This is a genomic window from Arthrobacter sp. NA-172 (genome assembly GCF_043952055.1).
Taxonomy (GTDB): domain Bacteria; phylum Actinomycetota; class Actinomycetes; order Actinomycetales; family Micrococcaceae; genus Arthrobacter.
In genome coordinates this window covers 92,418-114,415 of record NZ_JBINOT010000002.1, presented here as the reverse complement: position 1 = coordinate 114,415, position 21,998 = coordinate 92,418, and the positions used below count along the sequence as shown (strand labels likewise).

General features: G+C 61.6%; 17 protein-coding genes and 2 pseudogenes. 4 read left to right on the top strand and 15 right to left on the bottom strand.

Translation table 11 applies throughout. The annotated features are described in order from the left end of the window. The first annotated feature begins 5 nt into the window (after nucleotides 1–5). The gene (locus ACF0H6_RS12910; protein ID WP_395250055.1) at nucleotides 6–1,604 is read left to right on the top strand and encodes a carboxyl transferase domain-containing protein; all 1,599 of its coding nucleotides are present in this window, start codon (nucleotides 6–8) and stop codon (nucleotides 1,602–1,604) included. A gap of 90 nt (nucleotides 1,605–1,694) precedes the next feature. Here ACF0H6_RS12910 and ACF0H6_RS12905 read toward each other — a convergent pair whose 3' ends face one another. The 11 genes and pseudogenes from ACF0H6_RS12905 to ACF0H6_RS12855 form a co-directional block, all read right to left on the bottom strand. After that, nucleotides 1,695–2,762 (bottom strand): quercetin 2,3-dioxygenase, encoded by a 1,068-nt coding sequence (locus tag ACF0H6_RS12905; RefSeq protein WP_395250054.1) that lies wholly within the window; start codon nucleotides 2,760–2,762, stop codon nucleotides 1,695–1,697. 1,829 nt (nucleotides 2,763–4,591) lie between these two features. Continuing rightward, complete coding sequence (locus ACF0H6_RS12900; protein ID WP_395250053.1) at nucleotides 4,592–4,726, bottom strand: hypothetical protein; 135 nt, start codon at nucleotides 4,724–4,726, stop codon at nucleotides 4,592–4,594. A gap of 777 nt (nucleotides 4,727–5,503) precedes the next feature. After that, entirely contained in the window at nucleotides 5,504–6,172 is a 669-nt protein-coding gene (locus ACF0H6_RS12895) for a M20/M25/M40 family metallo-hydrolase (RefSeq protein ID WP_395250170.1), read from the bottom strand. Then, on the bottom strand, nucleotides 6,169–6,801 hold the full coding sequence (locus ACF0H6_RS12890; protein WP_395250052.1) for a M20/M25/M40 family metallo-hydrolase: 633 nt from the start codon (nucleotides 6,799–6,801) through the stop codon (nucleotides 6,169–6,171). The genes ACF0H6_RS12895 and ACF0H6_RS12890 overlap by 4 nt, the downstream gene beginning before the upstream one ends. Next, nucleotides 6,782–7,099 (bottom strand): hypothetical protein, encoded by a 318-nt coding sequence (locus tag ACF0H6_RS12885; protein WP_395250051.1) that lies wholly within the window; start codon nucleotides 7,097–7,099, stop codon nucleotides 6,782–6,784. The genes ACF0H6_RS12890 and ACF0H6_RS12885 overlap by 20 nt, the downstream gene beginning before the upstream one ends. A 173-nt stretch (nucleotides 7,100–7,272) precedes the next feature. Next, complete coding sequence (locus ACF0H6_RS12880; protein WP_395250050.1) at nucleotides 7,273–7,722, bottom strand: hypothetical protein; 450 nt, start codon at nucleotides 7,720–7,722, stop codon at nucleotides 7,273–7,275. 103 nt (nucleotides 7,723–7,825) lie between these two features. Next, a complete protein-coding gene (locus tag ACF0H6_RS12875) occupies nucleotides 7,826–9,100 on the bottom strand; it encodes an MFS transporter (protein WP_395250049.1) in 1,275 nt (424 codons plus the stop codon). After that, nucleotides 9,097–9,687, bottom strand: coding sequence for a nitronate monooxygenase (locus ACF0H6_RS12870; protein ID WP_395250169.1), 591 nt, complete (start codon nucleotides 9,685–9,687; stop codon nucleotides 9,097–9,099). Before ACF0H6_RS12870 ends, ACF0H6_RS12875 begins: the two co-directional genes overlap by 4 nt. After that, nucleotides 9,579–10,088 carry a hypothetical protein gene (locus tag ACF0H6_RS12865; protein WP_395250048.1) on the bottom strand — a complete coding sequence of 170 codons (510 nt, stop codon included), beginning with the start codon at nucleotides 10,086–10,088 and terminating at the stop codon, nucleotides 9,579–9,581. Before ACF0H6_RS12865 ends, ACF0H6_RS12870 begins: the two co-directional genes overlap by 109 nt. 456 nt (nucleotides 10,089–10,544) lie before the next feature. After that, nucleotides 10,545–11,306 carry an IclR family transcriptional regulator gene (locus ACF0H6_RS12860; RefSeq protein ID WP_395250047.1) on the bottom strand — a complete coding sequence of 254 codons (762 nt, stop codon included), beginning with the start codon at nucleotides 11,304–11,306 and terminating at the stop codon, nucleotides 10,545–10,547. A gap of 1,126 nt (nucleotides 11,307–12,432) precedes the next feature. Next, a pseudogene (locus ACF0H6_RS12855) lies at nucleotides 12,433–13,033 on the bottom strand (TetR/AcrR family transcriptional regulator). 123 nt (nucleotides 13,034–13,156) lie between these two features. Here ACF0H6_RS12855 and ACF0H6_RS12850 point away from each other — a divergent pair. Both ACF0H6_RS12850 and ACF0H6_RS12845 read left to right on the top strand, forming a co-directional pair. Beyond that, a pseudogene (locus ACF0H6_RS12850) lies at nucleotides 13,157–15,125 on the top strand (primary-amine oxidase). Nucleotides 15,126–15,143: 18 nt separating this feature from the next. Next, nucleotides 15,144–15,602 (top strand): hypothetical protein, encoded by a 459-nt coding sequence (locus ACF0H6_RS12845; RefSeq protein ID WP_395250046.1) that lies wholly within the window; start codon nucleotides 15,144–15,146, stop codon nucleotides 15,600–15,602. A gap of 298 nt (nucleotides 15,603–15,900) precedes the next feature. Here ACF0H6_RS12845 and ACF0H6_RS12840 read toward each other — a convergent pair whose 3' ends face one another. Then, nucleotides 15,901–16,389 (bottom strand): Lrp/AsnC family transcriptional regulator, encoded by a 489-nt coding sequence (locus ACF0H6_RS12840; RefSeq protein ID WP_395250045.1) that lies wholly within the window; start codon nucleotides 16,387–16,389, stop codon nucleotides 15,901–15,903. 596 nt (nucleotides 16,390–16,985) lie between these two features. On the opposite strand from ACF0H6_RS12840, the gene ACF0H6_RS12835 reads away from it, so the two are divergent. Further along, nucleotides 16,986–17,423 (top strand): hypothetical protein, encoded by a 438-nt coding sequence (locus tag ACF0H6_RS12835; protein ID WP_395250044.1) that lies wholly within the window; start codon nucleotides 16,986–16,988, stop codon nucleotides 17,421–17,423. Nucleotides 17,424–17,797: 374 nt separating this feature from the next. Here the strand turns inward: ACF0H6_RS12835 and ACF0H6_RS12830 are convergent, their stop codons facing one another. The 3 genes from ACF0H6_RS12830 to ACF0H6_RS12820 are packed head-to-tail and all read right to left on the bottom strand — an operon-like array spanning nucleotide 17,798 to nucleotide 21,917. After that, the gene (locus tag ACF0H6_RS12830; protein ID WP_395250043.1) at nucleotides 17,798–19,234 is read right to left on the bottom strand and encodes an aspartate ammonia-lyase; all 1,437 of its coding nucleotides are present in this window, start codon (nucleotides 19,232–19,234) and stop codon (nucleotides 17,798–17,800) included. Then, nucleotides 19,234–20,556: a dihydroorotase gene (locus ACF0H6_RS12825; protein ID WP_395250042.1), complete on the bottom strand. Its 1,323-nt coding sequence runs from the start codon at nucleotides 20,554–20,556 to the stop codon at nucleotides 19,234–19,236. Before ACF0H6_RS12825 ends, ACF0H6_RS12830 begins: the two co-directional genes overlap by 1 nt. Continuing rightward, nucleotides 20,556–21,917, bottom strand: coding sequence for a Zn-dependent hydrolase (locus ACF0H6_RS12820; RefSeq protein ID WP_395250041.1), 1,362 nt, complete (start codon nucleotides 21,915–21,917; stop codon nucleotides 20,556–20,558). Before ACF0H6_RS12820 ends, ACF0H6_RS12825 begins: the two co-directional genes overlap by 1 nt. Nucleotides 21,918–21,998 lie beyond the last annotated feature (81 nt).

Genomic DNA, 21,998 nt, shown 5'->3' with positions numbered 1-21,998 from the left:
CCACCGTGAGCGCTTCCACCGTGAGCGCGAGGACGCCGACTATTCCGGCCCGTGAGTTCATTGCCGCGGTGGTTGATCCGGGGTCTTTCGAATCCTGGGATGTCCAGCCAACTCCGACGGAACTCAGCTCAGAGTATGCGGAGGTGCTCCTTGCCGCGACTCGGCGCAGCGGCACGGACGAGGCCGTGATCACAGGCTCGGGGATCCTCGGGGGAAGGCGTGTTGCCGTGATCGCCGGGGAGTTTTCCTTCCTGGCCGGATCCGTGGGCCTCGCCACCGCGGAACGGATCGCTGCGGCCCTCCGGCGCTCCACAGCCGAAGCCCTGCCTGTGATAGCGAGCCCGGCCTCAGGAGGAACCCGGATGCAGGAGGGGACGCCGGCGTTCCTTGCCATGGTGGGGATTGCCGCGGCAATCGAACACCACAAAACAGCGGGAAACCCGTATATCGTCTACCTCCGCCATCCGACCACGGGAGGCGCCATGGCCTCGTGGGGATCCCTCGGACACCTGACCTTCGCCCAGCCCCGCGCGCTGCTCGGCTTCTTGGGTCCTCGCGTCTACGAGGCCTTGGAAGGCAGGCCGTTTCCCGCTGGAATCCAGACGGCGGAAAACCTCCAGCGGTGCGGGCTGGTGGACGGCATTGTCCCGTTGGACAGGCTTCGTCAGCTGCTGAGGAAGGTGCTCGACTATGCGTGCGGAGTCTCTGACGTTCCTGGTTTTGACTCCGGCGCCGAACCTCCGGCTGCACCTACGGTCGATCCGTGGGCGAGCGTCCTTCGGACCCGGAACAAAGCGCGGCCGGGGGTCCGGGAGCTCCTGGATTTCGCCGCCAGCGACGTAGTGCTGTTCGAGGGCGCGGCAGACTCGCCCGGTGACCCGAAGGCTCCCGCTGGACTTAGCAGCGCGGTGCTCTTGTCCTTGGCTCGCTTCGGCGGTGTCCGCTGCGTCGTCGTCGGGCAGGACCGCCGCGCGCAGGCGGCGGGCGTCCTCATCGGTCCGGAAGCACTGAGACGGGCACGGCGGGGGATGCGTCTCGCGGCCGCGTTGAAGCTCCCGCTGCTCACCGTGATCGATACCCCGGGAGCCGAGTTGAGCGCAGAAGCCGAAGAAGGCGGCCTTGCCCGGGAGATTGCGCGCTGCTTGGCCTACCTTCCAACTCTTCCGGTGCCAACTTTGTCCTTCATCCTCGGAGAGGGCACCGGCGGGGCTGCGATTGCCCTCCTTCCAGCGGACCGGACCGTCTGCTCCCGACACGGTTGGCTGTCTCCACTGGCGCCCGAGGGGGCCAGTGCCATCCTGCATCGCGACACCGCCCGGGCCCCCGAGCTGACCCGAAGCCTTCGGACCAGCGCCCAAGAACTCCTTGAAAGCGGGGCCATCGACATGGTGGTAGCCGAGGAACCGGACGCCGCGGAGGAACCGGAGAACTTCTGCCGTCGGGCGGGACGTGCCATTGAGCGTGCGTTCGTGGACCTGCTGGACGACGCCGGTGGTACCACTGGTGAACGGGTTTGGGGCGGTGAACGGATTTGGGACGGTGAACGGATTTGGTCGAGGGCGGCCAGATACGGTGCGGTATTCGGCGTCGGAACCTTCCGCTAGCGGCACGCCAAGAGGCCCGGGCTCCTGTGGGGAGTCCGGGCCTCGGTGCTGCCTTGGCAGCAGATGTGGGCGGGTTTACGGGTCAGGGGATCAGAGGTCCAGGGCCGCCCGGCGCTGCGGGGGAGGCCCGACGACGGTCAGGTCCATTTCTGTCTGGGCCCGGCCAAAGCCTTCCATGTCCATGTAAGGCTCACCGCCTTCGGTGTACATGTAGTCCTCCGTGGGCTTGTTGAAGTATTCGAAGAAACCGTTGAAGACCGACGGCGTCAGGAAGCCGACCATCTGGGTGTTGTGGGAGTCGAAGGCGAAAGAATGGACGGTTCCAGCGGGGGCATGGAGGAAATCGCCCTTCGTCAGCAGGACCTCGCGGCCGTTGGCGTAGAGCCACATGCGGCCTTCCGTGCAGAGGAAGTTCTCCGTGTGTTCGGAGTGGAAGTGCAGCGGAATGTATGGCGACTTGGCGCCCTTGGTATGGACTGCGAAGTAGTTGGCTCCAGTGTTCACCGGCCGCGAGAGGTAGCTGAACATGGTTTGGTAGCTAACCAGCCGCTCACCTTCGCCCGCGCTGAGGAAATATGGACTCAGCGACGACGGCAGTCCGGCGTTCTGTTGCAGCGATGGCGCTACCCGTTCCACGTCCGGGAAGGTTAAGCCGAACTCGGCGCCGACTTCGGCCAGCTCGCGCTGGGTCACTTTGCGCCCGGGCCGGACCGGAGGGACGTGCGAATCGATGGGAGTGCCGACCCTCTCGTAGTAGGCCTCTGCACCGCCCGGCGTCATCCAGTTAAGGAACCGGGTGTAATGGCTGGCCATGCGGTACGCGTGTGGGGTTCCTGGAGGAATGACGACCGAATCACCGGGAGTCAGGACGCGGCTTTCGCCCGGGAGCCACACCTCGAGGATGCCGTCAAAGACGTACAAAGTCTTGTGCTCGATCGAATGGGTGACGAAGGGAGACTCGGCGCCCATGCCGCCAGCGACGTAGGCGGCACTGAAAATCCCGCCGGTGTCTGCTGCCCGGGCGATAACCGTCACCAGTTGGCCATTGACTTCGTAGCGGGCTCCTTCACCAGAGGCCATATAGTAAGGCACGGCCTCACCAGGCAGAGCATTCGCCACCGGCAACTGCTTGTTCATTTCCTCAAGACTGAGGGACATGGTTCCTTCTTCCTGCAGACACTGAATACCGAGGTGCTGTCTAGCATGACTTTCACATCATGCACTTCGGTCCTCGAGTTTCAATCATTGGAACAATATTCAACCTGAACCGGAAATGGTATGGGCTCGGCCTCGAGGCGGGGCGCGCGGATCGATTCTCCTGCGCGTTTCAGCCGTTAAGTGTGGCTCACGCTACGCCTCTACCCAGGGCCTCCCCAGAAGCACCCCTTGCAAGGTCCTTGCTGGGGTCAAGTTGGTACCCTGGCAGCCGCGGAACACACATCCAAGTCCGTTCTCCTGCTCCAGGGGGCCGAATTGGTTTTGCAGCGCCACGCGCGTCGTCGTGAGATCAGCGAAGGGCTGGATTTTGTGATGACCCATGACGCTGAGCTGCTCACCGGTCTTGAAGACGCGTGACCACCTACCTGGACATTGAGGACACTCCAGGTTATTGACCGATAGGGCTTTCACATCCGCGACGTCGGACTGCTCGCCTCGGCTCTGGGCTTTGGGCTGCCGCGGGTGGTCCGGTAGTGCCGGGGAACGCGTGTCGCCTCGCGCGGTTGACCGCCTCTTAACGGAACCGCCTAGGTTGCGCGGAGGGCCGCCCAGCGGTAATCGAAGAGCAGAATGGCAAACAGCGATTCGTCCTGTCCGCCTGTTCGGTCGCCGGCCGCCACTTGGTCTACCCGAGAGCAGGGAAGGTCGCGCTTCGAACAAGTTCCTCAACGTTCTCCACTCCATCGTCAGCTATGCCCGTAGGCGTAAAGCAGCGGTTACCAGCGAGGGGCGTCGCCGAGGTCCTGTTCTTCACCCAGTAGGGAGCAGCCGGTAGTCCAGCTTGTCGACAGAGATGGGATACCCCCGAGATCGCCAGTTGTTTCGACGCCGGAGCGACCCGCGATTTAGGCTGTTCGCGCCGATTCCTGCTCGGCGGCTTCGCTGCGCTTCGCAATGTCATCAAGGAGCCGGAGGGTAGCTAGGCAAGGCCAGAAAACCCAGTCGAGGAACTCCTCCCCGTAGTCTTTCTGTTGAGATTTATCGCGATGGCGAAGATTGAATTGGTTAGCGATTCTGAACAGGGCGCTCTCGTCCGCTCGCCGGGATATGGCTATTACGCCGCGATTCCGCCTCAGGGCGACTCTGGACGCCGGAATCACCACCGTCCGGGACCTCGGCGGCATCCTGGAGACCGCGGGCTCTGTCTGCTGGGTGCGTTTTGCCAGTTCGGAGGTGGTGATCGATTCGCCGATCAGACCTCCGGAAACATCGGATTCGTCACGAGCCGGGAGTTTTCGCAGCTACTTCCACTCCCGTACTTTCAACGCCGATAACGGATGTTTCGTCAGCCAGGGGCGATGCGCTGTCCTGCCAAGATGCGCGCCCAACGAGAAGTGTCAGATTGACACTTAAGACCCTTGGCGGCATGTGTCAGTAAACGGCAAAATACACCCTAGCCTGACATCCCCGACTGATAATTCGGATGGCGGTTCTGACGTCAGGTTGGGGTATATCCTAACCCGACTGTCAGGATCCTCAGTCTCCTGAACAACGCGTGCGAACAGCATCGATGGTGCTGAGTACATCAATCAAATGCCCGGCTTGAACGAAGTGGTGGGAGCTGCTGCTCCGGCAATACCCAGGGAGCAAGGTGTGCGCCTAGTGGTTGCCGTTGATGTCACGTTCTTTTCCAACGACCGCGTAAACAAGATCATTGGCCAAGGCGCAGAGAATTCGACTCGAGTGTCACCAGTAAGCCATAGCGACGGACACCTGACAGTACGACGCAATCCGGGATTCGCCAATGGTCCATTCGAGCATGGCAGTGCTCATAGTGCGAAGGCTATGGGCGGGACGGTCTCCCAAGAGAAGACTGGGCCGTCGTTGCAAATCAGGGGGCTTTCAGCCCCTTCGCTGCGGGCTCCGGAGGCGCAACCGTGGCAGTAACCAAGACCGCAGGCCATGTGGGCTTCGACGGAGAGCCGTGGACTTTGGAGCCCCAGCGCTGGGCAAGGTCTTCGCACAACCGGATCAGGCGGTCCGAACCACAGGTCATGATGACTTCCGGCGGGTTTATGTCCAGGTCGGCGGTGAGAGTAGCGAACAGGGCTTCCGGGGTGCTGGTGCCTTCCAGGTCGGTAACCTCGTACACCTGAGCCCCGTGACTGCGGTAGAAGTCGGCCCCGATCAACGCTGAGCGCTCCCGAGCGCTGGTAACAGCGATCGTCTCCACACCTTTGCTGGCGTTGACTTGGGCAACGGTAGTTAGCGAGCAGGTACCAATGCCACGGCCAACGAGCAGAACCCGGCGGACACTGTGCTCGATCTCGAAGGCCCTTCCCAAAGGACCGACAACGAACATTTCCTGGCCAGCTTCAAAGGACTGCAACCGTTTGGTTCCTGAACCGACGACGCCATAGAGAATCTCAACAATCCCCGTCACGGCATCGGCTGAGTATATGGCCATGGGTCGTGGCAGTGCTGGGGTCTTTTCTCCGCGCCGGGCAGCTGTGAGCATGAGGAACTGTCCCGGTTGAGCCGCTTCGGCAATGGCCGGGGCGTAAAGTGTCACCGCCATGTAGCGGTCACCCATTGGACGGTGGAGAAGAATACGGTGGTGGCCGGCGGTAGCTTTTGGCCGGGTGTTTCGTGGGAGCTTAGTCAGCTCCCAGTTGCCAAGTCCTGCTTCTTTGTCAGGCGAGGCGGCTGAGTCGTCGGAGGGGGTGGGCATCGCTGTTCTCCTAGAAGTTGCTGCTGTGGGATGAGGCGTCAAGGTGACGGAGGGAGGCGGCCAGAAGTTCTACACCGACCGCCAGATCCTCGTACTTGGTGAGCTCATCCGGGGAGTGGCTTATGCCGTGGTTTTGGCCGGAGACGAAAATTATTCCGCCCGGGCAACCGTGGTTAATCATCTGGGTGTCGTGGCTGGCGCCGGAAGGTAGGACCCGGTAGTCGATTCCAAGGTCTGCTGCAGCATCGGTGATCGCCGTACGGATCTTGACGGGCAGAACGACAGGCGAGGCATCGGCCAGGACTTCAACGGAAATTCCGGTGTCCCGGGAGCCGGCTATTTCGCAGGCCCGGGCAATGAGTTCGGTCGTGGAGAGCCGCTGGCGTTCTGCGTCGGTATCCCGGATGTCGATGTGTAACTGGCAGTGGCCCGGGATGGTCGTGATCGAACCGGGGTGTACATCCAGTTTGCCGACCGTGATACGGGTGCCGTGGTGACGTGAATCCTTTGCGAGTTCCTCCCCTGCTAGAACTATCTGGGCTGCTGTAGCCAGTGCGTCGGCCCGCAGGTGCATGGGGGTGCCCCCGGTGTGGGATGCCCGGCCGGTGATGTCAATCCGTACCCGGGTGCTGCCGGAAATGAGGTCGACGACGCCGACTGGCAACCCGGCGTCGGTCAGGACGCTGCCTTGTTCGATGTGGAGTTCAACGAACCCGGCCCATTCCTCTGGGTTCCATGCGGCGTCGGAGACTTTGCCCGGTCGATGTCGATGGCACGCATGGCGTCGGCGAGGCTGACACCGTCTTTGTCCTGCAGCCCTGGAAGGTCGTTGGCTTTGGTCAGGCCGGCAATGATGCGGCTGCCGGTGCAGGCCTGCCCGAAACGTGCGCCTTCTTCGGCGGCGAATGCCACGAACCTGAGAGGGTGGCGGAGCGGCGTGCCGCTTGTTGTCATGGCTCGTGCAATGTCCATGGCGGCAACAACACCTGCGATTCCATCGAACGCCCCGCCGTTGGGCACGCTGTCAAGGTGGGAGCCCGTCCCGAGTGCGGGCAGGTTGGGTTCCGTTCCGGACAGTTCGGCGATGGTATTTCCCGCGGCATCAGTCTTGACGGCAAGACCAAGGCCTTCCATGTAAACGGAGTATTCGGCATGGGCTTCGCGCTCCAACGCGCTGTAACCGAGCCGGGTAACGCCGGACCCGCTGCCGGGCTCCGAGAGGATTGCGAAGCGTTCGATCAGTGTTCGCAATCGTTCGGCACTGGAGCCCGGCAAGGTGGCGGCCGCCTCAGCCGTGGTCGATGACATGGTCATCCTTTGGTGTCTTTGGTCTCTGGGGGTCGTCGGTCAGGATGTGGGTGGGGATGCCGAGGCCGGTCGCGGACTCAGGCCCGGCAACGACAGATCCGATGCCGGAAACCTCTGTGCCCTGGGACTGGGCGAATCTGACAAGGGCACCGAGCCCGTGCGCTTCGGTCCAGTCGTAGCTAACGACGACGGTCCGCGTACCGCCGGTGAGTTCGCTGGAGAGACCCAGGGAGCCTTCGACCGAGTAGGCGTAGATTAGGTCTGCATCGAGTTCCCTCGCTACAACATGGCCCAGCACCGCTGATTCGACCTGGTCCCAGACCAGAACCGTGTCTGGGTTGGTTGGGGCCAGGACCTTGGCGAGTTCCTTACCGAGGATTTCGGCAACTCCGGGCGTTTGCAGCGACGTGATCTCGTGGGAGTTCTCTGCCGTGGCTACCTGGCGGGCTATGCCCAGGAATTCGGGGCGTGTTATCGGTCATGGTCGTTCTCCTTCGTGGTGGTGGAGATCTCAGCGAAACTGAACAATGTGTGCCTCGTCAAGGATGTTTGCTGCTCGCCGCTGGCCTGACCCAGAACGTACAGGGCCAAGGATGGCCGGGCACCGGCGGTGGCGAGGACGGCCAGCAGCTCAAGCTCGCTGCTTTCGGGCTGGTAGCCCACGAGAACGGTTCGTTCGGAACGGTGAAGTTCACCGACCACGACGCCGTCGGGGAGGCCAATCAGTGCGAAGCTGATGCCGGTGTGAAGTGACAGGGCCGCGGCCAGAGTGCCGTCAGTTCCGGACCGGGCTACCAGCCGGTCGGTACCTGCCGGGATGCGGCGAGCGAGTGCGTCTGCGAGCCGGCGGAGGATCGCGGGCCGCTGGAGAGCTACAGGGGCGCCTGCGTGCCCGCCTGTAGCCGGTTGCAGGGCCTCCAAGTCGGCAGCCAGATGGAGGCGTTGTGCAGCTGGGTCCTGGATGAGGGCCGGTGGGGTTGCTGCAGAAAGCCCTGGTCACTGCGTGTCCTTCCAGAGACTTAGGTTAAACAAGCTCCGCGCCCTTGCGTTCGGGCACGAGGAACATTGTGAAGAACGCGAGGATGTAGATGGCTGGCAAGAGTGCCAGGGCGAAAGCAAATCCGTACTGTGCGGCAATGATTGCAATTACGATGGGTGCGAAGCCGCCGATTCCCCGGCCTATGTTGAACAGCACGTTCTGTGCGGTGGCCCGGGCCTCTGTCGGGTAGAGCTCGGCGATAAGTGCCCCGTAGCCGCCGAGCATTCCGTTGCCGAAGGCGCCCATGATGAAGCCTCCGGCCAGGAGGATGGTGGGGTCTGTGATTTGGCTGTAGGCCAACACGGAAGCCGTGGCGCCGATCTGGAAGATCCAGAACGTCTTTCGCCGGCCGATGCGGTCCGCCAGCTGACCAAAAACAATGATGCCCGTCATCATCCCGACCACAGTGACCGCGGTCCAGATGGATGAGCTCGTGAGGTTGAGGTGGAACTGGGTGCTGAGGTAGCGCGGAAGCCAGGTCATAATGCCGAAGTATCCGAAGTTCTGTACGGATGTCAGGATGATCAGGGCGATGGTGACCCGGATGGCTTTCTTGTTTCCCACCAAGAGGCGTAGCGCGTTGCCCTTCACCTTCGGTGTGGAACTCCCTGAATCCGTGCGTGCCTTTTCAAGGAATTTCGGGGACTCGTGAAGGCGCTTGCGGATGATAACGGCGACGATGGCCGGGAACGCGCCGACGACGAACAGCCCACGCCATCCGAACGCCGTGATGATCGGGGCGGACAGCAAGGCGGCAGCCATGACGCCGCACTGGAATCCGAGCGCTACCCATGAGGTGGCGCGGGCACGCATCTTGGCAGGTACAGCTTCGGCGGCCAGTGTCATCCCGATACCGAACTCACCGCCGATGCCGATACCGGCGATGAAACGGTAAATGGCCAGATCGGTGAAGCCGGTAGCCAAGGCGGAAAGCCCTGTGAAGACCGCAAAGAGGATGACCGAGTAGGTCAGCATCCTGACCCTGCCAAATCTATCGGCGAGAAGACCGAAGACGATGCCGCCGGCAACGGCGCCCAGGAGTGTACTGGTGGTTAGTGCGCCGGCCTCAGTGTCGGTGATATGGAACGTGGCGATGATTCCTGACAGGGCGAAACTGAGGATCAGCAGGTCGAAACCATCCAGACCGTAGCCGATGGCGGAGGCGAAAACAGCTTTACGTCCGTATCGTTCCTCCTCCGTGCGGCCCGAAGGCTTTCCTCGTTTGATTTCCGTTTGGGACGGCATGGGGTTGTTGGTCATGAGAGGCCCCGGGAAGGGATCGGGGTGTCCAAGGTACCGATAAGATCGGATATTTTCGACACGTTCAGACGGTGGCACAACGGTTCGAGATCGGCGATGATCTCACTCATTGCTGTGGGTCGGGTAAAGGTTGCAGTACCTATCTGAACCGCTGTAGCGCCGGCGATCATGAACTCTGCAACGTCTTCGGCTGTTGTGATCCCGCCACAGCCGATGACAGGAATACTGACAGCCTGGACAGCGTCGCGAACAAGCTTCAGGGCCAGAGGCTTCACCGCAGGGCCGGTGTAGCCACCGGCACCGCTGCCAAGAACGCTGGTCCGCTTGAAAATGTTCACGGCCAGACCGGAGAAGCTGTTCGACACGGTCACCGCTTTTGCTCCGGCGTCTTCAGCTGCTTTGGCTATTTCCCCGATGGAGCTCACCGTGGGCGTGAGTTTGACGAATAAGGGGCGGTTGGTGAATTTCCGGATTCCGGTCACAACTTCAGCGACCCGCTGCGGCGACGTACCGATCGCAAGTCCCCCGTGCTCGAGATTAGGACAGGAAACGTTGACTTCGAAAGCTGCAACGTCTTCCCCGCCCAGCTGCCCTCGGCGATCGTGTAGTACTCCTGCATGAAGAGACCACCAATGCTAACGACTACGTTGGTTCCGCTTGCCTGGTACTTCCGGAGCAAGCCATTGCGGAACCCTTCGCTGCCGGGGCTGGGTATGCCGACGCTGTTGAGCATCCCGAAAGCTGTCTCGGTGAGCCGGTGCGCCGGATTTCCTGCACGCTGTTCCGCGAAGACGGTCTTCGTCACCACCGCACCCAGTTGCTCCAATGGCAGAAGCGGTGCGAGCTCCGGTCCGAAACAACCTGAGGCGGGCATGATGGGGTTGGCCAGCGCCACGTCCCCCAGATTTACTGCCAGGTCTACCCGGGCGAAAACGTCATCAGGCGCGCTTAGTTCCTGCTCTTTATCGACCACAACTCCATTTTCCATATGGCGAACGTCCTTCATCCGTTTAGTGAATATATGTTCAGCATGAGCCGCGTCACAACACTCGTCAACAGCCGGGATTGGTCTCTCTCAGGGCACAGAACCGAGGCTGCCGCGAGGTGAATGGATGGTCCGTGTGTCTTCCATGCCATGCATTCAGAAACGGGAAAAAGGACTGCCTGGTGGAAATCAAAGACAGGAAAGTTCCTAAAGAAATATTTGGCGGATGCGCGGACACGGCCAACGTCGGGTCATTTGGACCAGTGCTCGGAAACAAGGGGTGTCCGGAAGCGTCGGCAGGCCACGGGTTCTGCTGAGGGCAGCGCGGAAGTCGGATTGCACGACGCAGTGCGGCAAAACGCTTTTGGCTTCAGATTTCGGTGAACCGGATTCGCCTTTTGAGGTCGCCGCCCGGAAACAGCCCGGGCGATCGGGGCATAGGTCTCGTGACTGACCCTGTTAGGCGCCGGCTGCGACCCATCCGAGGTCGGCGGCCATCTCGTCGGCGGCTGCTCGGATGATCCTCACGGCTTCGTCACGGTCGAATTCTTCCAACATTCGTTGACCGGGAGCGGCGAGCGTGATGGAAGCGACCACTTCCCCAGTCGAGGATCGAACAGGCGCAGACACCGCCCAGACGTTTTCATCGAGCTCCGACTCGCAGATGTCATATCCCTCGGAGCGGATTCTGGCCAGGTGGTCCATGACGGCATTGACAGTGTTAGGTGTGTCGGCGGTAAAGGCAGTCAGCTCAGTATTGGCAAGGAGCCTCTGGATCCTGTCAGGCTGCTGCCAGGCAAGGAGAGTCCGTGCTGCAGCTGCGGCATGAAGGGGCATTGTCTGCCCAACACGCACATACAGCCTCAGCGGGAACTTCGATTCCGAGAGCGCGAGACACACCACTTTGTCACCGGCAAACTCGGACAAGAACACTGTCTCACCGCTGAGCCGGCTGGCCTCCGAAACGGCCTTGTGCGCCGTCACCAGTGGCGACTCCCTGGAATAGTCCGACTGCACCAGCTCCCTCAACACGGGTCCCAGAAAATATCGCCTATTGCTGCTGGAGCGGGTGATGAACCGCTGCTGTTCAAGCACGACGGCGGTCCGATGGGCACTGGCCACCGGTAGACCCAACCGTTCACTGATCTCACCTAGCGTCATCCCCTTCGGCGCCCGCGAGAGAACCTTCAATACTTCCAAGGCTCTGACAACAACCTGCATGAGACAACCCCATTTTTCGTGTGACGGAAAGCTACGCTCCACAATAGGTGTCACTGACTTAAAAGTCATTCTTCGCCATGGTCATCCACGAACGCCACTGCGCCACAACATTGGCGACGTCTAAACCCACGAAACCCGTGGCGGAGGTGAGGATCTCGAGAGCTCGACATCGCTGGGATCATCCACGGCACAAACCTGGCACAGCAGTTCGCCGACGCCATTCCCAAGTAGGACCTCAGTGGTTTGATGATCTCGCCGGGAGCAACGGCTCCTTCCTCGGACGAACAGCTGGAGTCGGTTGAACACAAAGGGACCGAAGAAGGCATAAGCGATTCACCGTAACGGTCGAGTCATTGTTCGTGGCAGTTCTGTGTTTTTAGGTGTTGCTGCTGTGTGCCTAGCCGTGCCTTCGTGACGGGGCCCTCTGCTGCCGTAGTCCATTGTTGCGGGAAGGATGCTTTCATGATGCGTTGCATCGCAAGCTCTCGAATCGACAGCTCCTAAACCCTGGCGTCTCGCCGACTTCCCGCGAACAACTCCACTCTTGACCCCATCCTGGTCCTCCCGTGGTAGATCCAAAATGGATGGGGTCAACGTTCACAGGTGGGTGCCAATCAAGCCGTCCTGGTGGGCTCCGATCAGACTGAAATAGTCAGCCAATAGGCAGCCGCATGCCGGATAGTAGTCCCGTATAGAGGCGCGGCTGGGATACTCGTGAAATTCACTTCGTGGACGACGCCATAACACCGCACAACGTGCCCAAGCGGAGGAGTAGTGGCTCGCCCACCACCACCCCTAGCATCTGCGCGAACCGGTCTGACGCGTTCAATGCGTCCACGCGCACCCCGCACTTCGCCGCCCGAAAGTCTCCAGGTATATCGGTGCCAAGTTCTATCCCTGCGGCCGGCGGGTGAAGGCCGAGGACGTTCCCTTCCCTCCCAAGGATGACCGCAGCCCGCCGGCCAGTCCGTCGTCTTGGAATGCGCGCGCAGGGCAGGCCTTCCGCACTCACGCCTAGCCCATCCGCAGCAAAGTTCCGGTTCCAGGATGTCGATGTGCACCAGGAGGTCGGGCGTCTCGACGGCGGGTATGGATGCGCGTGCACCCTAAGTATTCCACGCTGCGTTTATCGAGCATCCGACTGGGTCAGGAGGGCCAGGTAGCCCTCAAGCTGACTGTCGTGGCCAAAGTCCGTGCGTCCGGCTGGGGCGAGGGCGGCTTCAATCTGGGCGCCGAGCAGCATGTTCAGGAGCTGGCCTACCAGGGCCTCATCGTCGACGGCGGTATTGACATCTCCGGCCTCCCGCTTCTTCGAGGTAGCGGCGGATTGTGGTGAGCCATTCGTTCATCGACTGTTGATAGATCCGCGCCTTTTGGGGATCGTTGACTGCTTTCTGCCAGAAGGGGATCACGATCCGTGCCTCGCTGGTGCGCTCCTCATCGAGGGGGAGTTCCTCAAGGCAAAAGGCCCGCAGAGCAGGAAGGCCGGCCCGGCCCACGGTTACCCCGGCGATCCGCTGATTGGTCCGGTTGAAGACGTGGCTGAAGGCGAACTCCAGCAACGTGTCCTTGGTGGGGAAGTACGGCTTCAGGGCGCCGTTGGCGAAGCCCGCATCCATTGCGATTTCGCGCAGGGTGGCGCCTTCAAGCCCATTCCGGGCGATGATGCGCCAGGTGGCATCCACCAGTCCCAAGCGCCGCTCGTCATGGTCAACAATTTTTGGCACCGCAGCTGCTCCCCGAAAAATACTTTTCCAAAACCCTTGTGATCCATCTTACGTAGAGCTTAGTCTCTACACCTATAGAAAATAAACCGGCCGACCTCGAAACGGTCCGATCAAAGGTTTCCCATGACGTTCGCACCAGTTGAAACAACCTCAGCATTTGGCCTGGCCACGGCCCCCGAGATCCTTGAGATCCGGTCTATCCTGCAGCAGGGGGGCCTTCTCGGCCCGCAGCACAGGATTGCCTACCTCGGCCTGTTGGATCCGGATCAGCGAGGCACGGACCGGGCGCAGGACCGGCGCTTCCGGGTCTATATCCACGATGTCTCAGGGCCTGCGCCAACCGACGCTATCGTCTCCCTCACGCACCAGAAGATCGAAGCCGCCGTCGTCCTCGATACCAACGTCACGGGTGAACTTCCCATCCTCGAGCAGGAGTTCGAGCTCGTCGAATCCCTCCTCGCCACGGACGAACGTTGGCTCGCCGCACTTGCCGCCCGCGACCTGGAGGTGGAAAAGGTCCGGGTTGCCCCGCTCTCCGCCGGCTCCTTCGACTACACCGAGGAGAAAGGCCGCCGCATCCTGCGGGGCCTAGCTTTCGTGCAGAACTTCCCGGGGGACAGCGCCTGGGCACACCCCGTGGACGGCCTGTTGGCGCACGTGGATGTGGTCAACAAGGAAGTCACGCAGGTCATTGACCTCGGCGTCATGCCAGTTCCGGCAGAGCACGGCAACTACACCGATCCCGAACTGACCGGACCACTCCGCACCAGCCAGAAGCCCATCAGCATCACCCAGCCCGAAGGTCCCAGCTTCACGGTCACCGGGGGAAACCACGTGGAGTGGGAAAAGTGGAGCGTTGACGTCGGATTCGACGCCCGTGAAGGAGTTGTCCTCCACAACATGGCCTTCCAGGACGGCGAGAAGAAACGCCCCATCATCAACCGCGCCTCGATCGCCGAGATGGTGGTTCCCTACGGCGACCCGTCGCCCATCCGGTCCTGGCAGAACTACTTCGACACCGGCGAATACTTGGTGGGCCAGTACGCCAACTCCCTGGAGCTGGGCTGCGACTGCCTGGGCGATATCACCTACCTGAGCCCTGTCATCAGCGACGCCTTCGGCAACCCCCGCGAAATCCGCAACGGAATCTGCATGCACGAGGAAGACTGGGGCATCCTCTCCAAGCACTCTGACCTCTGGTCCGGCATCAATTACACCCGCCGCAACCGCCGCTTGGTGATCTCCTTCTTCACCACCATCGGCAACTACGACTACGGCTTCTACTGGTACCTCTACCTAGACGGCACCATCGAATTCGAAGCCAAGGCCACCGGCGTCGTCTTCACCAGTGCTTTCCCGGAAGGCGGCTCGGACAACATCTCGCAGCTCGCGCCAGGACTTGGAGCCCCCTTCCACCAGCACCTCTTCAGCGCCCGTCTGGACATGGCCATTGACGGCTTCAGCAACCGCGTGGAGGAAGAAGACGTGGTCCGCCAGGCCATGGGGCCGGGCAACGAGCGCGGCAACGCGTTCTCCCGCAAACGCACCGTCCTGACCCGCGAATCAGAGGCCGTCCGGGAAGCAGACGCACGTGCAGGCCGGGCCCTGGATCATCTCCAACCCCGAGTCCCGCAACCGATTGGGGGAGTCCGTTGCCTACAAGCTCCACTCCGAGAACCAGCCCACGCTACTGGCCGACCCCGGTTCTTCCATTGCCAAGCGCGCCGCCTTCGCCACCAAGGATCTCTGGGTCACCCGCTACGCCGACGAGGAACGCTACCCAACCGGCGACTTCGTCAACCAACACACTGGCGGTGCCGGCCTTCCCGCGTACGTCGCCCAAGACCGCGAGATCGACGGCCAAGACATTGTCCTCTGGCACACCTTCGGCCTCACGCACTTCCCGCGGGTCGAGGACTGGCCGATCATGCCCGTGGACACAGTCGGATTCAAGCTGCGCCCCGAAGGCTTCTTCGACCGCAGCCCGGTCCTGGATGTACCCGCCAACAGTTCCGGCTCCACTTGCCACAGCGCTGCTGCTGGCACCACGGCTGGCGAAGAACACGGCGAGCCTGCCGGGCACTGCCACTAATAGCCACGGGCTACTGAGATGACAACCACCGCGGGACGGGTCCGCTCAGCCGGACCCGTCCTGCATCCCCGGATCTGCGCAGCCCTCACGGCGGTTTCATGCCTGGTGCACCTGTGGCTCGCAGCTTCCGGGCACCATGACGCCTGGCTTGGCCTACTCATGATCGGACTAGCAGCCGTGTGCGTCCCGTGCACCGTCCACATCTGGCGACACAGCAAGGTCGGGGCTCTTCACCAAGTGACGGCTGCGGCCTTGGTCATGGTTGCCCTGCACGCTGTGTTGCTGCTCGGAGCGGGCGGTGCGGGACACGCCCATGGCGGCAGGCCGGCGTCGAACGCTGTTGACACAGACGGCGCCTCCGGACTGTTGCTGGTCATCGGACTGGAACTCACGACGGCGTTACTCGCCGCAACGCTGGTAGCACGGCTCCGGCAGGCACGAACTATTGATTTTTTGGACACTTCACTGGGCTTCTGAGCCTTATAAGTTCTCGGTACTGAAAGTCGTCAATCTGCCTGAAGTCAGTGGAACCCGGGTCAGAGTAGCTCCTTGTTCAGCCTGAGCAAGGGCTCATTCCTTCGACCATCTGTGACAATGTCCACTACGGCTGCTTTGGATGCGCGAGGTACTCGCAGCCTGAATGATCGCCGTGTCAACGTCGATCCAAAGTACCCAGTCGAAGGTCAAGCGGGAGCGGATGCTGTCCCTTCCCTGACCTTCGACTGCGCACTCTGATCGGCGGAGACCCGTTCGCGAGCTTTCCGGCTCTTGGAGCTTAGTCGCTGGGTCTGTTGTCTGGGCTCTCCGGCTTCAGGGTCCCAGGCTGTACGACTGGAGCCCAGCGCTTGGGGGACGAGAAGATAAACGATGTCGCGGAGCTGCCCTTATCGTGGAGCGAGTCGATGAAAGGTTCCAAGTCCCGGACAGTTTCCGCGACCACACGCAAGATGTGATCGTCCTGGCCCGCCACCCGATGATCCTCAAGGACATACGGGTCGGCGATAGCTTGGGCCGCAACCCCGTAAGACTGCCGCTTGCCGCTACTTTCAATGTGAATGAAAGCCTCTACCGCGTATCCAGCAGCAAGGGGATCGACGCGGGCACTGTAGCCGGTTATCACCCCATGCCGCTCCAGGCGGCGCACTCTGCTAGCGACCGCAGGGGCGGATAACCCTACGTGCCGCGCGAGCTCTCTATACCCAAGGCGTGCGTCTTCCTGAAGCAACCGCAACAATTCCCAATCTAGATCATCCAGGGTCACCATGTCTCACATCCTAGCTGCCCGACTTTCCAAATGGATAGTTTTTGGATATCAAACTTTACAAGCATCCTTGCTTCGGTCATGGCCTTTCCTCAAACTCCCGGGTCCCGTTGTGCCAGGCAGCAAGCCAGATGATGCTGTTGTCCGGCATCACGGCATCGACGGTCCCGGTCCAGACGATTTGTTCGCCCTTGTGAATCTCGATTTGGGGGCCCGTGAGGCGGCGCCAGTCTTCGCATCGTTAGGTCGTCATGGCCGGTTCATTCCTCGTTGAGAGACACACAAGGCTTCCGACGGACAGTTGGTTGGTACGGGTTGCTGGTCGGTTTCGGGTCCTTAGCAAAGTGGCAATGGGTGAAGACCCGGGTGCCACCACCCTCGGAAGCGTCCAGATTTCCCCTCATGGAACCATCCTCGGGCCATGACGGGACGCTTGGCGGCCGCCCAACACATGCTCAGACAGCAACGCATCCCCAATGCCAGGAACTAAAAGCCTGACTTCATGCATGACGTTGACGGATGAGCCCAAAAGGGACTTCAGCATGGGTTTGGACTGTATACCTGCCCACGCCTACCCGGGTAACCATAATCCCAGTCCTATGTTCCGTAGCCAATTCGAGGAGTCTCGTGAACGCTTCATCGATGGCTTCGTCCAGATCCGCCGCCTTTTCGACTTTGACATCAACTACCCCAGCGGGAAAGTTCTCAGTGGCGCCGGGCTGGGTGCGGGCGCCTATCTGTGCAGAAACACCATCCGGAGCCTTCCCCATGTTCATCTAACTTTCCTCGCCGTTAGCTCGAACGACCGGAGCAAGCCGTCCTTAACTTCATTCGTCCGGATGATGCCCTCCCCTGCCTGCACCTTCTTCTGGGGTTTACGGTTAGTCTGCTGGTTAGTGCAGATGGAAGCGGGGAACAAGCTGGCGCTGCCCGCGGGGAACAAGCTGGCGCTGCCCGCGGGGAACAAACTGGCGCTGCCCGCGGGGAAGAGTTGTTCGGGGCTGAACCTGGCAGTTCCGCAAAATGCCTTGAAGTGACTGATTCGAATCGAGCAGCGCGTCATCCTGCGGGCGTTGCCGTGGCACGCAGGGACAGTTGTGGCGTGAGCACCATGGATTGCCGTCATATTTGATTTCCTCCTTGAACCTGTACGTTGTGATCACCGGAGCATGGGGACGCCTCGTCCACAATCTGACCCAGGTCAGGCAGTACTAGACTTGTCTGGCGCTGGGTTCGTTGATCTGACTTCCTGTCTTCATTGGGTTGCTTTTCGTTCCTCGGGCCGATTGCCCGGGCACCCAGGAGAGACGGATTGTCGGGATGCCGATGGTGGATCTACGGCCGACCTACGCGCCAAGGTGGCCGTTTGTTGCATAGCGCACCCGGGAAAGGCCAGACCGATTCCTCACGACTACTTAAGGGTTAGGGTGACTAGGTTCTCCGGGCTTAGGATCGCGTCGACCTGAGCCTGGGTCATTAGTCCCTTTGCTACGGCGAGTTCGGAGACGCCTCGCCCACCGAGTAGTGCTTCTTGGGCGACCTCCGTCGCGTTTTCGTATCCGATGATTGGCGCGAACGCCGTCACCAGGCCAATGGAGTCTGCGACTCGTTGCCGGAGCAGGTCCCTGTTGGCTGTGATGCCGTTGACGCACTTCTCGGCCAGTACGACGGCGGCCGCTGACAGGTGGTCGAGTGAGGCGAAAAGGCTATGCGCGATGATCGGCTCAAAAGCGTTGAGCTGAAGTTGCCCTCCCTCGGCGGCCATTGTAATGGTGAGGTCGTTGCCGATGACTTCGTATGCCACCTGGTTGACGACCTCGGGGATGACCGGGTTCACTTTCCCAGGCATTATGCTCGAGCCGGCCTGCCGAGGGGGCAGGTTAATCTCGCCAAAGCCTGCACGGGGGCCGGACGAGAGCAACCGGAGGTCGTTGCAGGTCTTGGATAGTTTCACTGCGATACGCTTCAGGACGCCCGAGAGCTGGACGAAAACTCCGACATCGGAGGTGGCCTCGACGAGGTGTTCTGCCGAGACGAGGGTGTCGATACCAGTCAGCGCCCGAAGGTGGGAGATCGCACGATCGCGGTATTGGGGGTGCGCGTTCAGTTCGGTACCGATGGCTGTGCCGCCGAGATTGATCTCGTGCAACAGCAGTCGTGCCTCCGAGAGCCGCAGCCGGTCCTCCTCCAGGGTCACCGCGAATGCGGCAAACTCCTGCCCGAGCGTCATCGGCACGGCATCTTGTAATTGGGTTCTACCCATCTTGATCACGTCGGAGAACTCCACGGCTTTCGCTGCAAAGGCTAAGCAAAGAACCTCCATTCTCGCGAGCAGCTTCCCGACGTATCCGTCCAACGCGACTTTCATGGCGGTCGGGTAAACATCGTTCGTGCTCTGGCTGAGGTTCACCTGCTCCAGAGGGTGCAGCCGGTTGTAGTCGCCCCGTCCGAAACCGAGGTGCTCGAGGGCGCGATTGGCGAGTACCTCGTTCATATTCATGTTCGTGGACGTACCGGCACCGCCTTGGATCATGTCGACGATGAATTGCTCGGTCAGCAGACCGGCACGGACGTCCTCGCAGGCGGCCACGATTGCGGCGGATTCCTCTGTCCCTATCAGGCCCAACTCGCCGTTAGCACTGGCAGCAGCCTGCTTCACCGCGGCCAAAGCGCAGACGAAGGTGGGATACATGGACAGTTGGATGCCGCTGATTGGAAAGTTGTCGACCGCGCGGGCGGTGTGCACGCCCCAGTATGCGTCGACAGGGACTGCCAGGTCGCCGAGAAGGTCGTGCTCCGTACGCGTCTCCGCGCTGGATTCGGACCTCTGGTCGGTGGTGGTGTTCATCAATTGCCTTTTGTCTGGTTCTGGAAGAGCTCAGCACCGTGGGTCAGCCGCCCGCCGATGGCGGTCGCGATGACTTTCTTGCTGAATACCGAGTTGAGGAAGGGTGTGTTGGCCGACTTGGAATACGTGTCGTCGGTCATGGTCCAAGAGGCTGAAGGGTTTACCAGGGTGAAGGTCGCTTGCTCGCCGGCGCGGAGTGGGCGGCCCGCCAGGTGAGAGATGCGACCTATGGCGGCGGGGGCTGTCGACATCCGTGCAGATACTGCGTCCCAGCTCAGCGCACCGAGGTCTTCAAACACCTGGGCCACTACGGCGAGGGCTGTCTCGATCCCGGTCATCCCGAAGGCTGCCTCGCACCAAGGTCGGTCCTTGAGTCGACGAGCGTGCGGGGCGTGGTCGGTCCCGACTGCATCGATCGTCCCGTCGACGAGCGCGTCCCGGAGCGCCATCACATCGTGGGTGTTCCTAAGTGGCGGGTTGACTTTGTAGCGAGTGTCGCCGAGCGCAGCGAGTTCGTCGGTCAGCAGGAGGTGGTGAGGGGTGACCTCGGCCGTTACCGGCCACCCTTGACTCTTGGCCCAACGAACGACCTCCACCGATCGCGCGGTCGAAACATGGCATACGTGCAGATGTGCGCCAGTTTCGGCGGCGAGGATCGCGTCCCGTGCAATCACGGTTTCCTCGGCGACGCCGGGCCAAGGCTGAAGGTTGGTGGTAGCCGAGGCATGGCCCTCGTTGATCTGGCCGTTGCCGGCTAGTTGCCCGTGCTGGGCGTGCTGGGCGATAACGCTATTGCTGCTGGCGGCCAAGCGCATGGCTGCGCGGACCAGTCCGGCATCATCAACGCACTTTCCGTCATCGGAGAAGAGCGTTGCCCCGGCCTCGGCGAGGGCTCGGATCGGAGTCAGCGCACGACCTTCCAGACCCATTGTGATCGCACCGACCGGGTGGACCCGGGCGGACGCCCCGCGGGAGGCCTCGACGACAGCTTCCCACCGCTGGACACTGTCGGTTACGGGGGAGGTGTTCGCCATCGCGAAGATGTCGGTGAAGCCTCCGGCCGCGGCGGCGCGGGTACCTGTGCTGATGGTCTCCGATTCCTCGCCTCCTGGCTCGCGCAGGTGGGTGTGTAGATCCACCAGACCCGGAAGCATTACGAGGCCACTGGCGTCCCAGACTGGGGTCTGAGGTGCCCCTCCTGGCTCCTCGATGGCGTGAATGCGGCCGTTGCGGATGACGACGTTACTGGGGGTCCCGTCGCCAATCCGGACGCCGGTAAGGGTGAGATCGTTGAGAGTCGCAAGCTCGTTCGTGGCGTCCATCAGTTAACAGCCGTCTTGTGGTCCAAGCGGATGAGACTTGCGGCGAGAAGGTCGGCGCCACGGGCTATGTCCTCGGCGTAGGTCAATTCGTCGGGTGAGTGGCTGACACCGAAATTCTCGCTGGGAACGAAGATCATGCCGCTCGGACAGATGTGGTTGATCATTTGTGTGTCGTGGCTGGCTCCGCTGGGCATGACCCGGTACGGGACCTGGAGGGCTCGTGCAGCGGTGATGATTTCGTTTTTCACAGAAACCGGGAGCACGACGGGGGAGGCGTCGCCGATGTACTCCGCTTCAATTCCCACATGGCGTCTGGTGGCGATCTTGTACGCCTCAGTGAGAAGGGCGGAGGCGCTTGCCCGTTGCCGGTCGCCGTCGACGTCACGGATGTCGATCTGCAAGTGGCACATTCCGGGGATTGTCGTGATGGAACCAGGGTGAACCTCGAGCTTCCCTACCGTGATCCTCGTCCCACGGTGGGCCTCATCGTTAGCCAGCATTTCAGCGTGCAGGACGATCTCGGCAGCAGCGGTCAGCGCATCGGCCCGCAAATGCATAGGCGTGCCACCGGTGTGGGAGGCGCGTCCGTGGAGCGTAATGCCCAGTCGTGTGCTGCCTGAAATGAGGTCTACGACCCCCACATCGATTCCCGCGTTCTTGAGGACGCTGCCTTGCTCGATGTGCATCTCAACGAACGCTGCCCACTCCTGGGAATCCCAGCGGGCTTCACCGACCCGATCAGGATCCATGCCGAGTTCCCTCATGGCCTGGGCGATAGAGATGCCGTCGGCGTCGTGGAGCCGCTCCAGGTCCGCGCCACTCAGGAGCCCGGCTGCCAAGCGGCTTCCGGTGCACGCCTGGCCGAAGCGGGCACCCTCTTCACCTGCGAATGCCACGAACCGCAACGCTCCTCGGGGACGCCAGTCTGAGGAAACCAGCAGGCGCGCGACCTCCATTGCGGCGACGACGCCGGCAATGCCGTCGTAACGACCGGCATTGGGCACCGAGTCGAGGTGGGAACCGGTACCTACGACGCGGAACGATCCGGGGTCGACAGAAGTATCACGTAACTCCGCGATGGTGTTGCCGGCGGCGTCGCTGTGAACTGTAAGGCCGAGGCCGCGCATCTCCTCCGCAAACAGCTGGTGAGCCTCTCGCTCCAGCGCAGTGAAGCCCAGTCGGGACACGCCAGGGCCGGGGACCGCGCTGTCGGTAAGTTCGGCGAATCTCGCGATCCAAGCGCTGCAGCGCTCCGCTGATGCCTTCTCGAGTGAGTGCCCCACCTCAGCGGACTGTCCGGGAGATTCATGAAGAGCGATGTCAGATGTTCCGACGTCGGTGACGCCTCGGGCAAATTTCACGAGTACTGTCCTTTCGAGTCGCGCTCGTCTTGAAGGGCTGCGCGGACGTGATGTGAGGGTGGCAAGACGCACTCCGGTGGG

What these genes read in the sequence shown, in the direction of transcription:
- ACF0H6_RS12825 (WP_395250042.1), bottom strand. Translation starts at nt 20,556, where the DNA reads ATGGACGCCACGAACGAGCTTGCGACTCTCAACGATCTCACCCTTACC.
- ACF0H6_RS12905 (WP_395250054.1), bottom strand. Translation starts at nt 2,762, where the DNA reads ATGTCCCTCAGTCTTGAGGAAATGAACAAGCAGTTGCCGGTGGCGAAT.
- ACF0H6_RS12845 (WP_395250046.1), top strand. Translation starts at nt 15,144, where the DNA reads ATGACAACCACCGCGGGACGGGTCCGCTCAGCCGGACCCGTCCTGCAT.
- ACF0H6_RS12890 (WP_395250052.1), bottom strand. Translation starts at nt 6,801, where the DNA reads ATGTCATCGACCACGGCTGAGGCGGCCGCCACCTTGCCGGGCTCCAGT.
- ACF0H6_RS12875 (WP_395250049.1), bottom strand. Translation starts at nt 9,100, where the DNA reads ATGACCAACAACCCCATGCCGTCCCAAACGGAAATCAAACGAGGAAAG.
- ACF0H6_RS12840 (WP_395250045.1), bottom strand. Translation starts at nt 16,389, where the DNA reads ATGGTGACCCTGGATGATCTAGATTGGGAATTGTTGCGGTTGCTTCAG.
- ACF0H6_RS12900 (WP_395250053.1), bottom strand. Translation starts at nt 4,726, where the DNA reads ATGGCCTGCGGTCTTGGTTACTGCCACGGTTGCGCCTCCGGAGCCCGC.
- ACF0H6_RS12860 (WP_395250047.1), bottom strand. Translation starts at nt 11,306, where the DNA reads ATGCAGGTTGTTGTCAGAGCCTTGGAAGTATTGAAGGTTCTCTCGCGG.
- ACF0H6_RS12830 (WP_395250043.1), bottom strand. Translation starts at nt 19,234, where the DNA reads ATGAACACCACCACCGACCAGAGGTCCGAATCCAGCGCGGAGACGCGT.
- ACF0H6_RS12835 (WP_395250044.1), top strand. Translation starts at nt 16,986, where the DNA reads ATGTTCCGTAGCCAATTCGAGGAGTCTCGTGAACGCTTCATCGATGGC.
- ACF0H6_RS12865 (WP_395250048.1), bottom strand. Translation starts at nt 10,088, where the DNA reads ATGGAAAATGGAGTTGTGGTCGATAAAGAGCAGGAACTAAGCGCGCCT.